This window comes from Paenibacillus sp. BJ-4, assembly GCF_020404765.1.
Classification (GTDB): domain Bacteria; phylum Bacillota; class Bacilli; order Paenibacillales; family Paenibacillaceae; genus Paenibacillus.
Genome location: NZ_JAIVEM010000140.1, coordinates 383,696 through 397,192 on the forward strand (window position 1 = coordinate 383,696; position 13,497 = coordinate 397,192).

General features: G+C 40.9%; 14 protein-coding genes. 13 read left to right on the forward strand and 1 reads right to left on the reverse strand.

The annotated features are described in order from the left end of the window. Positions 1-2: 2 nt before the first annotated feature. From LCF57_RS21320 to LCF57_RS21350, 7 genes are read left to right on the forward strand one after another with little or no spacing between them, the layout of a single operon-like run. On the forward strand, positions 3-1,445 hold the full coding sequence (locus tag LCF57_RS21320; protein ID WP_226002484.1) for a discoidin domain-containing protein: 1,443 nt from the start codon (positions 3-5) through the stop codon (positions 1,443-1,445). Positions 1,446-1,469: 24 nt separating this feature from the next. Then, complete coding sequence (locus tag LCF57_RS21325; RefSeq protein ID WP_226002485.1) at positions 1,470-2,822, forward strand: N-acetylglucosaminidase; 1,353 nt, start codon at positions 1,470-1,472, stop codon at positions 2,820-2,822. 38 nt (positions 2,823-2,860) lie between these two features. Then, positions 2,861-3,907, forward strand: coding sequence for a hypothetical protein (locus LCF57_RS21330; RefSeq protein ID WP_226002486.1), 1,047 nt, complete (start codon positions 2,861-2,863; stop codon positions 3,905-3,907). 17 nt (positions 3,908-3,924) lie between these two features. Beyond that, positions 3,925-5,943: a DUF4163 domain-containing protein gene (locus LCF57_RS21335; protein WP_226002487.1), complete on the forward strand. Its 2,019-nt coding sequence runs from the start codon at positions 3,925-3,927 to the stop codon at positions 5,941-5,943. A 21-nt stretch (positions 5,944-5,964) separates the two neighbouring features. Beyond that, positions 5,965-6,144, forward strand: a complete 180-nt coding sequence (locus tag LCF57_RS21340; protein WP_226002488.1) for a hypothetical protein — start codon at positions 5,965-5,967, stop codon at positions 6,142-6,144. Next, complete coding sequence (locus tag LCF57_RS21345) at positions 6,144-7,358, forward strand: hypothetical protein (protein ID WP_226002489.1); 1,215 nt, start codon at positions 6,144-6,146, stop codon at positions 7,356-7,358. Before LCF57_RS21340 ends, LCF57_RS21345 begins: the two co-directional genes overlap by 1 nt. 26 nt (positions 7,359-7,384) lie before the next feature. Beyond that, entirely contained in the window at positions 7,385-7,531 is a 147-nt protein-coding gene (locus LCF57_RS21350; RefSeq protein WP_226002490.1) for a hypothetical protein, read from the forward strand. Positions 7,532-8,047: 516 nt separating this feature from the next. On the opposite strand, the gene LCF57_RS21355 is transcribed toward LCF57_RS21350, so the two are convergent. After that, complete coding sequence (locus LCF57_RS21355) at positions 8,048-8,404, reverse strand: hypothetical protein (protein WP_226002491.1); 357 nt, start codon at positions 8,402-8,404, stop codon at positions 8,048-8,050. Positions 8,405-8,486: 82 nt separating this feature from the next. Here LCF57_RS21355 and LCF57_RS21360 point away from each other — a divergent pair, with 82 nt between their 5' ends. From LCF57_RS21360 to LCF57_RS21385, 6 genes are all read left to right on the forward strand, one after another. After that, positions 8,487-9,950, forward strand: a complete 1,464-nt coding sequence (locus LCF57_RS21360; protein WP_226002492.1) for a hypothetical protein — start codon at positions 8,487-8,489, stop codon at positions 9,948-9,950. Between the two features lie 41 nt (positions 9,951-9,991). Beyond that, complete coding sequence (locus tag LCF57_RS21365; protein WP_007432891.1) at positions 9,992-10,288, forward strand: WXG100 family type VII secretion target; 297 nt, start codon at positions 9,992-9,994, stop codon at positions 10,286-10,288. Positions 10,289-10,317: 29 nt separating this feature from the next. Next, positions 10,318-10,629 (forward strand): hypothetical protein, encoded by a 312-nt coding sequence (locus tag LCF57_RS21370; RefSeq protein WP_226002493.1) that lies wholly within the window; start codon positions 10,318-10,320, stop codon positions 10,627-10,629. Positions 10,630-10,961: 332 nt separating this feature from the next. After that, positions 10,962-11,306, forward strand: a complete 345-nt coding sequence (locus tag LCF57_RS21375) for a DUF2294 domain-containing protein (protein ID WP_226002494.1) — start codon at positions 10,962-10,964, stop codon at positions 11,304-11,306. Positions 11,307-11,480: 174 nt separating this feature from the next. Then, a complete protein-coding gene (locus tag LCF57_RS21380; RefSeq protein ID WP_226002495.1) occupies positions 11,481-12,554 on the forward strand; it encodes an ABC transporter substrate-binding protein in 1,074 nt (357 codons plus the stop codon). Further along, positions 12,554-13,483, forward strand: a complete 930-nt coding sequence (locus LCF57_RS21385) for a nucleoside hydrolase (protein WP_226002496.1) — start codon at positions 12,554-12,556, stop codon at positions 13,481-13,483. Before LCF57_RS21380 ends, LCF57_RS21385 begins: the two co-directional genes overlap by 1 nt. The last annotated feature ends 14 nt before the right edge of the window (positions 13,484-13,497 follow it).

Consider the following 13,497-nt stretch of genomic DNA (forward strand, 5'->3'; position numbering starts at 1 on the left):
AGATGATAAGAAATATATTATTAATTCTTTTTTTAATCGTATTATCAGCGTGTAATGCTTCCCAAGGAGACTCTACTCCCTTTTCTTCGAAAACAGCGAATGTAGTCTCGGAAGTGGTAAAGTCATCGGATAAAAATGATAAAACTGAGGTTGCTAAAGAGAATAGAAAGAAAGAATGGGCTTTGACGGTAGAAGAAGGTAAGGAAGACCCTGCAGAATTTTTAGTTCAACTGGAAGGGGCAAAAGTTGAACGGTTCTTAAGTGCCGAGAAGCTGATCAGTCTCCTACAGTCGAAGGAGGATAAAGAGAAATATCGAGATTCCTATATAAGTGTAGGGAGAATCACAGATGATGGGAATCAAATCGCATTCGTATTAGATTTATTTAAAGAAGCAAGATTAATAATACAAATTTATGATTTAGATTCGGGTAACAAAGCAAATGAATTTGAGTTGCCTTATAACCACCCAGTAATTTCTTCTGATTTAACCAAGTATTTATATGCGGATCAAGATAAAGCGTATATACATGACACGTTAACTAATCAATCAACAGCTATTCAATTAGATGGAAGTTCTACAGATGTAGATGACATTAATCAAGGACAATTTTCTCCAGATAGTACCCAGTTTTGTTTTACTGACAGCCAGCAGAATATTGTCGTATTTGATGTATCAAATCATAGAGTTATTAAGAAAATCCATATTGATTCTGGTATGGCAATAGTTAACCAATGGGTTAAGAAAGATAAAATAATCTATTCCCTAGATTCTATGTCAGTAACTAAAACGTACCTGTTAAATTTAGGTGATGGAAAGGAGCGCCTTTTAGGCAAAGGGATGGAACGACTTTTAATGTCTCGTGATGGGTCGGAATTATGGTTTGAAAAGTTAGATTCGTCGTCCAATTATAAACTGAATATAAATACAGGCTTCGAAAGTAAAGCTGCACCCATCACTACAATTGATGGAAATATGGCAACACCTGTGCAGTGGTTTTATACCGCTAATGATTTTTCTAAATATGAAAGTGAAATAAAAGTGCATCAAATCAAAGCTTCATCCACTCTATCAAGTGAAGGTAACCAGTCTTATGATGCCAAAAATCTGGTGGATGGGAATATAGCTACTGCATGGTGTGAAGGCGTGAAGGGCAACGGGGAAGGAGAAACAATAGTATTAGATCTGGGTTCTTTACAAAAGGTAAATGGCATCCAAATTATTAATGGATATGCTAAATCTGAAAAAAGTTATCGGGAAAACAATCGTGCTCAGAAACTAAAGCTGCAATTCTCAGACGGTTCCTCTCTGGTATTGAATGAATTTAACGCACGTAAAAGTTTTAAAGAACCCATTTATACCTCATTTATTAAACTTACTATTTTATCGGTTGAACGTGGAACGAAATATCAGGATACATGTATATCTGATCTACGACTGTTCTAGCATTCCTAACAAAGGAGAAGTCATATGAAGTGGAAAGAACCAACGTTTGGTGCAACACCTATGTTGAAAGTTTTAACAACCGCTAATGCGCACAGGAAAGCAAAAGCTTTTGATCTGGCGGCAGAACAGAAGAAACAAAAACTGAATTACCCTGATTGGGCCCAAACCTGGATGCGTAAATACAAAGAGGACTGGTACATCGCTCGAGCAAATGGCGACGAGGTTGGCATGCGTAAAGCGCAAAAGCTGGCAGAAGGACTTCGCAGTAAGCTCCGCGAAATGGCGACATTCCCCAAGTGGGCTCAAGAGCAGATGCAAAAAGAAACCGTTCGTTGGATGACAGCTGAGGCAAGCGGAAATATCAAGCAAAAGCTGGCTGCTGAGGAAGCGGGACGGGCTATACGAGAGAAGTTGGGTCTGATCGATACGAGTTCTGAGGTACCACCTAAGAAGGATGATTCTGAACCCACACAAGTACCTCCTGATAAGTCAAAAAATGATAGCTTTGAGGCTGAGCTTTCTAAATTCCCGGAATCATATAGAAATGCGCTATTAAAATTACACAATCAACATCCATCTTGGCGTTTTATAGCAGAAGAAACTAATGTGGATTTTAATAGTTTCCTGAAGGCTGAAATGAAAAATGGATTGGTATGCACTCAAGTAAGTGAATATGGATATTCACCGCCTTGGAGGGATCCGAAGTTAAAATATGATAATGAATATAACGCCGCTTCCCCTAAAGCAGTTTCATATTTTTTAGATCCACGTAACTTTCTGACTGAATCTCGTGTATTTCAATTTTTATCTGGAAAGTATGATAAGAACACCCAAAATAAAGAGGCGGTTAATAAAGTGTTAAGCAAAAGTCTAGCTAATAAAGGAGATGTATTTCTAAAGGCAGGAGGGAATGAGGCGAGTGCAGTATTTTTAGCGGCAAAAGCCATGGTTGAATCAGGAGGTGGGACTTCAACTTTAGGAAGAGGACAGGTTCCAGGATATACCGGATGGTACAATATGTATGGCATTGGTGCGAATGATGGAAATGCACGTATAAAGGGTGCGAAAAAAGCCAAGTCAGAGAACTGGAACTCTGTAGATAGTGCGATAATTGGTGGAGGTAAGTGGATTAATGAGAATTATATTCAAAAGGGCCAAGATACTCTCTATAGCTTAAAGTGGAATGTAAATTCATTCAAGAAGAACGGAACTATTAGTAAACAATATGCTACGAATATTATGGATGCTTATACGAAAGCTGACCGTTTTTCAAAAGGTCTTAAAACTGTTGATGCACCTCTTAGTTTTAGGATCCCGATTTATAAAAATATGCCGGACAATGCTTTCCCTGAGCCTATACAACCTTTGTCAAGGTAATCAGGTTATAAAAAATTTATGTTTCGAAAGAAGAGGGAGTGTATTTGAAGAAGCTATTTGTGCTTGTTTTAGTTGTTCTAATTTTTAGTGGGTGTGGTCTGAAGAAAGAAGTTGAGGTAAAAAACGCAGTTTCTAAATCAGCTATATCGACTGCTAGTAGCCATGAGCTAACGTATGATTCAAGCAAAGCTATTGTGCAAGAATCGAATAAATTAGATCTGTTTATTAAGAAAATTCAACCCGCTAATATGAAATTACAAAAATTAATAAAACAGGATATTGACAAGGAAGGTACTTTAGAATTTGTGATTGCTTTTGGGAAAAAACCGGATCATTTAGAATCTATATATGTAGTAAGAAATAAGGATGACCACCTTGAAATAATTGGAAAATTGGATGATCCGATAGTTACAGAGCATATTAATAAGGATGTTAAGGTTATGCATTTAGACCAAACTAAGCGTGATTTCATCGTAGTATATTCCACTAGCAAAGAGGATGATGGAGAAGGATTTTCTATATTTACTTTAGACCATAACCGAATTAACAACCTGAATTACAATTATCCAGAAGCAACAGGGCAAGGAAGCAGGAAGCTGGAGGATATTAATAAAGATGGTGTTTTTGAGGATGTGAGTTACTACCGTTTTCAGGATACTCAACAACATACGATAATGACTAATCAAAAATTCGACAGGACTGGACCAGAAAAATTAAAAGTACTATATGAGAATAAAAATAAGAAATTTGCATACCCAACGGTTCCTAAAGATATTATTCGAAATTATTTGGAGGATCATTATCTTATGAATCGCTTCTTGATACACTTGCCTGAAATGGCGGAATTCACTGCTTTGTCAGCAAGCTCCAAAAATAATTTTGAAGATATCATAGATTTTTCCGCTATGGACTATACGGGACTAGATCTGAATATAAGAGAAATTGCTAATGAGGCTAATCAGCGGACGTTTTTGGTAAGGAGTAGCTCAGAAGAAGAGGAAACAAGTCAAGGACTTGTGTTTACGTTAGAAAAGCAGTCGGGTAAGTGGCAGATTATGAGCATAGAGATAAACGATAAATTGTAGAGAGCGTGATATCTAGCATGAGCTACTTGAAGCATGGGCGAATTTGTTACGCGCTGTTACTACTAATTTCCTGTGTAGTAATGAACGGATGTACGAAGGGACAGGATTCTCCAACAACAGAAACTAATCATACGCTTTCTCTCCAAAATGATGCTAAAACGATTTCCTATTCGAAAAAGTTGGATGCGTTAGTGCAAAAACTTCATATAGTCAACGATGAAAATGTGGAATCTGATGTCAGACAAAAAAAGATTGAGGAGTTCACACAGGAACTTAATTTGTTGTTAAACAAACCAGAAAGTGTAGAGATGAAGGGTGGAGAATTAGTAGAAAAATTTGATAACAGTCTTATTATCTTAACAAAATCGTTTCAGTTAAAAAGTGGGCAGCTAAATGTTAGAGTTGTGAATTATAGAGCACCCACTACGGTGACAGGTACAATCGGAGATAAATACACATTTATTCAGTGGTGGACTACGAAACAGCGTGTGCACGCCCAGATGATTGAGGATGGCGGGCCGGAATTGACTACAGATTTTGTGATTCGAGACTCAGACCAAGGAATACAGTTGTGGTTAGGGGGACATGTCTCCATATATCATCCAAACCCCGTATTTGTTGATTTGTGGGAATTGTTTGGGCAAAAGTGGGCGCAGAAAAGTATAGATGTAGGTAAGATGAAGCTCCCAGATGCGTGGGAATTGAACAAGGATGTGAATGAGCTTATTTTCGAGAATCGACAACATAATACCATGGGTATCGAAGTATTAGACCACGGCGATGGTTTCTTAATAAACAGTGATGATCCTGAACAGAACATTATCATTGAGTTTTCTAAAAGTAGAGAAGTCCGTATTGATTCTGCACATAGCCTCACCTCAGATACTCATATTGGGCAGCAAAGCTATGAACTCATTCAAGGGATATATTCGGAAAACGGAATCGTTATTAAGTATCCTCAAATTACGAAACTTGAGGATGCTGAAAAGCAAAAATCTTTAAACCAATTGCTTAAGAACGAAGCTTTAAAAGGATTACACGAATACGGCGATTCTGATTCTGGAGTTCATCTTGAAATTGATTATGAGATTAAACGGCAAAGTGAACGGTTCTTGAGTATTCAATATAAGGGTATTCGTTATTTCAAGGGTGCAGCTTATCCTAATCATATATTTTATACGACCAATTTGGATATGAAGCAGACTTCAAAATTAAAATTGAGTGATCTCATAAAGATCGAGAAACCTTTTATTGAGCTTTTAAAAAGCGGAAAGTTCACAGCAATACAGCCAGAGCAAAAAGGTTTGATTGCTAATTTTACACAACGTGATTTAATTCAATCGTTAACATGCGCAGATGTACTCGAAGGTTCAACCGAGGAGTCAGAATCAGATACGTTTAGTTATCTCACAAGCGATTCACTGGGAATTAGTATTCCTGTGGTTCATGCAGTAGGGGACCACGCAGAGTATGAAATTCGTTTTGCACAAATTCCAGAGGATATCAAGCGAAATAAGGAACTATGGAGTGAGCTAAATCATGTTGTGGATCAGTCTGTTTCCGCTGTTGCCGGTGGAAAATTGGATTCCGACCAATATGAAATTGAAGAGTCGCAGTCTTTTCAAACTACTCTCGAAGGCTTTGGGAAAGTACGTTTTGTATCGACTCAAACAAAGAAAGAGGGAATTCCCAAAAACTATTTTTTTCTATTAGATGACCGAGAGCGAGTTATATATTCATTTCCAGATTTATATGGAAATGAATGGTGGTATGCTGATGAAGGCGTAGAAGCAGTGGCCTTCAAGGATATAAATAAGGATGGATTAAAAGACGTTATTATTATTGCTTATTATGAAACGGGATCTGGACCAGATGGTGCAAAGCCATTTCCTGTAGTAGGCATATATTTTCAGAAGAAAAATAAAACCTTTACCACACTCCCTGCACTGGATCAGGCCATCAATGATAAAGGACATAATCAAACCATTAAAGATGTCATTCAATATGTAAGCAAACAACGGATAAACGTAAACTAACCGACAAAAAGGGGCAGAAACATGGGATATCCAATCATCAAGTATAACGGAGCTGTTCTATCTCTTCAAAATCCGAAGGTTAAAGTTGTACAGAAAATGAATGAGCATGTGAAGGTCTTTTTGACGGGGGTGTTAAACGGTACACAAATGGAAGAGTATACAGATCATATGGAGGCAGGGGCGAAGTTAGTTGTTTCTTAATGAACGATGAGCATAAACAGATTGTGTTGTTCAGGGGATTAACCACGCAGATCCGAATCAAGCTGGTGTCCAATGTAGCTCATTTGGTCGCTGAAGCCGTATCCTATACAAGCCAGCTGGATGAAGTGCCTCATAGGCAGTCTTTTCAAAATGTAAAGATGAAGCTGCAGACATTGCTGGAGCATGTGCTCAAGTCCTATCCTAAAGCTAATTGTACGAGCCAATTAAAGGATCAGCTTTTACAGGAATTTACGATGCAATTCGACGAAACAGACTGGTCGTTTCTGAAACGTATAGCGTCTCGGCTCGGTTGGGGGCTGATACCTGATCCGGTAGGAGAAAAACCTCAGTTTTATTTTGGGTTACCGGATGGTGTCAATCAAGGGGAGCTCAAACAGTATAACTACTCCATGACCAGAAAAACCAAGCCAGGGGCCAGCAAGGACGATAATCTTTTGTATTATAAAGTGCAGACGACAGGGGCCAAAGATGTCCTGCTGGACATTGGGGCTGAAGTCAAATTCAAAGGGAAAAACTTGTACGCCTTGCAGTCTGTTGCGTTTGTACGGCACAGTGCCTTGTGGCATGAATATGTGCTGACGACAGCGGATGGAATGAAGCAGGATCTGATTGTAAATGAGAACATTCGCGGTATCTCATTGAAGTCCAAGGTCATTGGAATTGAGCAGGATCATGTGAAGGTATTCTTTTATGAAATGGATAAGGTAAAGCCGAACGTCAAGGAAACCTGTGCTTTTCCAACGGCTACATTTTATACATCGGAAGAGAATACGGGATGGTACTGCATGCCAGAGCTGTTTGACTTTGTAGACATCTACTTTCCGACCCCTGAAGAAAAAGACGCCATTGTAACCCACTCGATCCGCAAGAGATCCAAAGGGGGCGACTTTATTAAGGACCCGTCAACAAAGATCTTTATGACCAAGTACCGCAAAGCGATTATATTTGAGAAAAATGAAATTTTAATCACCGGGAACGACGATGAAGTGGTGATTCGACTGCTGGATGACCATGGAATCGAATTGCGGAGTAAAAAAGATATCCGTGTTAAGGCTGATGGAAACCTGGTGTTCAATGCGGGTAACACAATACAAGTCACAGCGAAGGATGCCATCGGTTTAAAATGTAAAACGAGTTTGGTAGAAATGAATGGTAACATCAAAATGACTGGAGAAAAGAAAAAGACGCAATAATTAAATTATCGTGAGAGGTAATAATCATGGCTAAAGTAACTACTGGAGCAATCGTGAATGAGCAACCGCCAACCCAGGAAGATATAATTCAAGAATGGAAACGTAAAATAAGCAGAGGCGAATATCCTTTTATTCATGTAAATCAGCATAGTACCAAAAGTGAAGAACGGTAAATGTGTCTGGTGACGACTGGGAAAGGCTCCTCAGGAGCCTTTTCTTATTATTAGATGCAGCTTTTAAGGAGTAGATGCCTCTATTTTGGGATTCCGGCTGTCAATGAACCAACCAGGACCAGTCACGTAGAGCACCTTTTTTTTCTTATAGTCGTAATTTATTGAGATTATTTGGCCTTCATGCCCATTTATATAGCCACGAAGATAAACAGTAGAGTTAACATAGCTACCAATAAAGTCGTAATCTTTGTATATAAATTCTGCATTGTAGTATTTCAAATTGTGTTCATACATGCAAAGTTCTTCTAACATAAAGTTACAAAGTCCTAATCGTTATTAGGTATGAACTATGACCAGGAATGCAGTGACCAACGACTTTATACTTATTTTTAGTTTTAACTATACCCCAAGTAAACAGGAAGTATTATAATGATTTCACTTCCTTAGATTGGAAAAACACTTTCGTTGTATAGGGACTAATTATGAGTATCTTTTCTTGAATACGTGTCTTAATTTTTAATATGGGGGTACATTCTTTTTGGGATATCGGCTGTCGATGAACCAATCTGGTCCTGTTACACTAAGCACTTCCTTTTTTTTGAAATCATAAGCAATGGATATCGATTGGTCTTCATGCCCCTTTATATAGCCGATTAGATGAACCGTATTATTAACATAGCTACCTATATAGTCGTAACTCTTAAATATGAAATCAGCTCTGTAGTACTTCTTGATGTACTCTTTACCAATAGGTATACCTGTGCGAACATTCTCCTCCTTTTGTACATTCGATGCGTACTGCATGTAATAGAAAACACCTACTAGGATGGAGAGCAAGACAAGAACAGTAATCCAAATTTTTTTCTTTTTCAACTTTTTGATGCTCCTTTTTTAAAAGTATCAACTTTTTCTAACTTTATAATATATTAGGTGATTAGACAAGGTGGGATAATAGTTGCAGTATATTAGCGATAAAACATACTGGAAGATAGCAGATGAGGCTTACATATTGGATATTGATCCAAAGACTTATAAAAATGAAGAAATTCCTGGTTGGAAGGCTGTTAAGTTGGATGAGAAACTATTACATGACACGAACAGTTCTGGATTTGATGCGGCCGTTTTTCATAACGCGGACACTAACCAGGTAATTATAGGGTATAGGGGGACAGAACCAGGAGGAAGACCAATATGGAGTAGAATGATGGACATAGGTACGGATATCAGCGATGTCGTGGGTGGACGAACAAAAACCCTAAATCAAGTTCACGATTACTATGTGAATAACCAGGAAGAGATAAAAAAGCTCCCCCCACAGGTGCAAAGTTCATTTCAGCAATATGAAGCCCAATATCAGGATAATCAATTTACGAAAGCCCAAAATCTGTACGATGAAGTGAAGAAGAAGTACCCCGCTGCCGAAATATCTACAACGGGCCATTCTTTGGGCGGTGCAGAAGCAGAATATGTTGCAGTAAAAAATGGTTTATCATCCGTGAGTTTTGCTGCTCCGGGCATTGTACACTTGCTGCCCGAGGAGCTTCAAAAGAGAGCAAAGGCAGGGGAGTTCAAGAAGACCAATACAGCTTATGCCCATCCGGGAGATTCAGTTGGTGGAGGGGCCACAAGTGCCAATCAACATGTGGGAGAGACGTATCATATTGGGAGTGATTATAAGACTGCGAATGCGGCCAAGATTACTATTCCTATTTCAGTTCCACTAAGAAAAAATAATGAATTGAGAGATCTTATTTCTGGCCCTCAATGGTCCCCCATTGTTTTTGTCCCGGTTACATTGCCTATGATACAACAAGATGCATTCACCAAATTCTATAATTCAGTAATAGGTGGGGAGCACACGCATGCAATGGAAAACTTTACGTTTGATGCAAACGGCAATATCAGCAATCCATTGTACACGATGGACGGACAACTGGTAGAGGGGAACCCACGATTACAGGCATACGAGGAAAGGCTTGCGGCGGAGGCGAAATTCAAGGAAGTTATGGGCGATTTGGTTGAACGCTACGGTGGTCAAATGGGTGCCTTCGGGCAGCTTGCTGCTACTGCACTGGGAGTAAATATTGTGGGAGAAGGGCAACAGAATGGTCGCTCCAATGGCGGGGCTTATTTTGTGGGCAACAAAAATGGGGGCACAATTCAATTAACACCCGAGGAGCTAAAGCATGCTGCTAATCAGATGCGTTCCAGCTTGCATGGGTTTTCCAGCGATACCCGAGCCTCCATCCAGCTATTCCAGGCTCATATTGGGACAAGTGAAAGTCAGTCTTTGACCCCGCTTGCGCACAGTGCAACGGCGACGCTGGATCGGATTAATCGCTGGTATCAGGAATCAATTACGGAGATAGCGGAGTATATAGATCGCAAGGGCCAGGAATTTACGATGGTGGATCAGTAAATAGATCATCAACTGGAAGAACACAACGGGAGGCAAAAGAGATGAGCAGGATATCTTTGAGCCTTGGGGATCTGCGGAGGGCTGTACAGCAGTGCGAGCAGCTAAAGCAAAGACTTCAGCATCAAGAGCAGCAGATGAGAAATATATATGGTCGTCTGCAAGACTGGCGGGGCGAATCGGCTGCTGAATTAACACGTAAAATGGAGGCGTTTCTCCAGGGAACAACTGTACGAATACAAGAACTGGACGAGCATAAAGAGCAGTTGAAACGTTATATTCGCAAAATGGAAGAAGCCGATCGACGGGAAGAGAAACGCAAACGGGCAGCGCAATGGTGATAGGTAACCGTAATAGTTAGGAGAACATCATGAAAAATCAAAACGCATTCGTTATTTTACTTATATTGAATATTGTTTATGGCTTAACGTTACTAGCCTATCCACTCATGCTGATGCTGGCTGTGTTTTCCTTTGATGCACCGACAGCCGGTGACCACCTGATCAGTTATATTTTTGTCTATATCATGATGAGCTACCCGTTAGGAGTATTCATTTCGTGGAGCTGTTGGTATTTTTATCATCGTTATGCTTTTAAGAAGGCGTATATCATAGCGAATTTTATGCTGCTGTGGCCGGCTGCCCTTGTAGTATCCTCATTGATTCAATCAGCTTTTTCATAAAAGAGTCTCCAGCTCAGCGCAGTTAGCTACATATTATAAAATAAACCGTACACCGTGGGGGACTCTGGCGGAGTACGGTTAAATGTGCTTGGAAGAAATGACGTATTCAAATTACATATATAGTAGAAGAGAAAAATTATAAGCTGTTCTGATATCTCAGACGAAAAAAACGCGAAAATGTCCTAAAGCTCTACAAAGTTCGACATATTGTTCGCTTTTTCGCATCATATATTATTGGATCGGGGATTCTGATTGCTATTTATCGTATATTTATGTATAATCTATCATGTTGATAGATTGATTGTACGTAATATGCTGATGAGGGTGGGTTCATGACGCTGCTCGACAGTAACGAAAGCAAGAAGCGGATGTGCCAGATTTACAACGAAATTTCAAAGGAACTGTTCGGCTTCGGGACCACGCTGCTGCGGGCCACCGTTGAGAACAATATTGTTACCTTTGTGGCGAAGCACCGGCGTTCTCCACGCTCGGCGGCATTGGAAGTGGAAGCCCCCGGCTTGAAGCTGGAAGTGGATTTCCGAATGTCCATGCTGTATAAAAAAAGACTTCGCGAAAAGCTGATTGAGGATATGGGGCTCGAAATTGAAGCCTTGCTGCGCGATTATGATTCAGCAACGCAGTGGGCAATCACGAACATCATATTGAAAGCATCCTAATACAATTGGATATTCGGCTTTTCGCTTCGGATCTATCTGAGGGGAGAACCTGTTATAACGCGCAGCGGGATCAACTTATCTTTGTTTACGAAGAAAAGTATTCTTGTTTTACAAGAGTACTTTTCTTTTTTGTGTCATTAGGTGTGACGAATTAAAAAACAGGGGGAGTTTCTAATGAAAAAATGGTTTAAAGGATTTGTGGCTGTGACCTTGGCATCTGTGGTACTGGCTGGTTGCGGCAGCAATGCTACTGGCGGTCAGACAGATGGAAAAAACAGCTCAGTTGATGGGAAAAAGAAGCTGGTCATTTCCACATGGGGCTTTTCCGAGGACTTTTTCAATAAAGAAGTGTACGAGCCCTTTGAAAAGGAACATAACGTGGATATTGTCGTGGAAATTGGCAATAACGCAGAGCGGTTGAACAAAATTAGTCAAGGAAGTACCGATGTCGATCTGATCTATCTGTCTGATTATTATGCTCAACAGGGGGTTCAACAAGGATTGTTTGAAAAGCTGGATCGCAGCAAGGTGCCAAACTTGAATCAAATTTATGATATTGCGAAGGCACCGCTAGGAGAGGATTATGGCCCTGCTTATACGGTGGGCCGTCTTGGGATTGCCTACAACCCGGAATTGGTGAAAAAGAATGTGACCTCTTGGGCTGACCTGTGGGGCAGTGAGTTCAAAGGCAACGTGACTCTGCCGAACATCACAGCTACAGCCGGACCAATGATGGTAGATGCAGCGTCCAAGGTAGCAGGTAGCAAGGAGTTTAATGAAGACAAGGCTTTCGGGAAACTGAAGGAGCTGAGTCCGAATATCGTTAAGTTCTATAGTAAAACATCCGAGTTCGTCAACATGTTTAGCCAGCAGGAAATCGCAGGCGGACCGATTATGGAAATGTACTTCAAAGATTTACAGGCGGCTGTGCCAGGAGCGAAATTTGTATCTCCAAGTGAAGGTGCCTATGCCGTAATGAACACGATTAATGTAGTCAAAGGCTCCGATCAAAAGGAGCTGGCTGAGGAATTTATCAACTGGCAGCTGAGTAAGGAAGTTCAAGAGAAGTCTGCCAAGGCGAAGGTTGATTCTCCGGTGAACACACAGGTGGTACTGTCCGGTGCGGATACAGAAGGAATTACGTACGGTACAGATGTAGTGAACAAGCTGACCAAGCTGGATATGAAATTCGTTAACGACCATATTAAGGCATGGACCGATCGCTGGAACCGGGAAGTTACACAATAATGAAAAAAGTCATATTGGATGTAGATACAGGTATTGATGATGCGTTGGGTATTTTACTGGCCGCCAAAAGCGGTCAGCTTGATATCCAAGCGATTACTACGGTATGTGGCAATGTTTCGCTTAAACAAGCAACCTTGAACACATGCAAAATCCTCGACCTTTTGGATAGACCGGATATTCCGGTTTATCGGGGGGCCGAGGCACCATTAATACGTAAAGGACTGCACGAGCACCGTGTGCATGGAGAAGACGGTATCGGAGGCGCATTGAGTAATGTTATCCCGGCCATATCTGAGTCCGAAGGTTTTGCACCGGATATCATCATTGATACAGTGATGACTCATCCAGGAGAAGTCACGCTCATTTGCACCGGTCCGCTCACCAATCTGGCGCTGGCGCTTCTGAAGTGTCCCGAGCTGACGGACCGCGTTGATCAAGTTGTTTTTATGGGCGGTGTTATTCATGGCTGCGGTAATATTACCCCTGTGGCCGAATATAACATGTATGCTGACCCGGAAGCGGCGCGGATCGTATTTCATGCCGGATTTAAGCGGCTGGTACAGGTGGGGCTGGATGTAACACGGAAAGCGCTGCTGACAGCCGATCATATTGCCCGCTTGACCCATCCGGCCATTCGTACCTATGTGGCTGAAAGCACAGCCGTCTATACCAAACGATATGAGGAACGCAACGGGGTAAAAGCATGTGCGCTTCATGATCCGCTTGCCGTGGGCGTTGTGTTGAATTCGAGGCTGGTAGAAACCTCGCTGCTGCATGTTGATGTGGAAACCTCCAGCCGCTTATGTGACGGACAAACGGTGGGCGATGTGCAGAACCGTCTCAATCATAGTCCCAACATGGACGTATGCGAGCAGGTGGACAGCGAAGCTTTTCTGGAATTGTTTATCCAGGTGCTGAACAAGGAATAACATTTTGATAACCG

Coding starts and splice junctions, on each gene's coding strand:
- LCF57_RS21320 (WP_226002484.1), top strand. CDS start 3: ATGATAAGAAATATATTATTAATTCTTTTTTTAATCGTATTATCAGCG.
- LCF57_RS21325 (WP_226002485.1), top strand. CDS start 1,470: ATGAAGTGGAAAGAACCAACGTTTGGTGCAACACCTATGTTGAAAGTT.
- LCF57_RS21335 (WP_226002487.1), top strand. CDS start 3,925: ATGAGCTACTTGAAGCATGGGCGAATTTGTTACGCGCTGTTACTACTA.
- LCF57_RS21340 (WP_226002488.1), top strand. CDS start 5,965: ATGGGATATCCAATCATCAAGTATAACGGAGCTGTTCTATCTCTTCAA.
- LCF57_RS21345 (WP_226002489.1), top strand. CDS start 6,144: ATGAACGATGAGCATAAACAGATTGTGTTGTTCAGGGGATTAACCACG.
- LCF57_RS21350 (WP_226002490.1), top strand. CDS start 7,385: ATGGCTAAAGTAACTACTGGAGCAATCGTGAATGAGCAACCGCCAACC.
- LCF57_RS21365 (WP_007432891.1), top strand. CDS start 9,992: ATGAGCAGGATATCTTTGAGCCTTGGGGATCTGCGGAGGGCTGTACAG.
- LCF57_RS21370 (WP_226002493.1), top strand. CDS start 10,318: ATGAAAAATCAAAACGCATTCGTTATTTTACTTATATTGAATATTGTT.
- LCF57_RS21375 (WP_226002494.1), top strand. CDS start 10,962: ATGACGCTGCTCGACAGTAACGAAAGCAAGAAGCGGATGTGCCAGATT.
- LCF57_RS21380 (WP_226002495.1), top strand. CDS start 11,481: ATGAAAAAATGGTTTAAAGGATTTGTGGCTGTGACCTTGGCATCTGTG.
- LCF57_RS21385 (WP_226002496.1), top strand. CDS start 12,554: ATGAAAAAAGTCATATTGGATGTAGATACAGGTATTGATGATGCGTTG.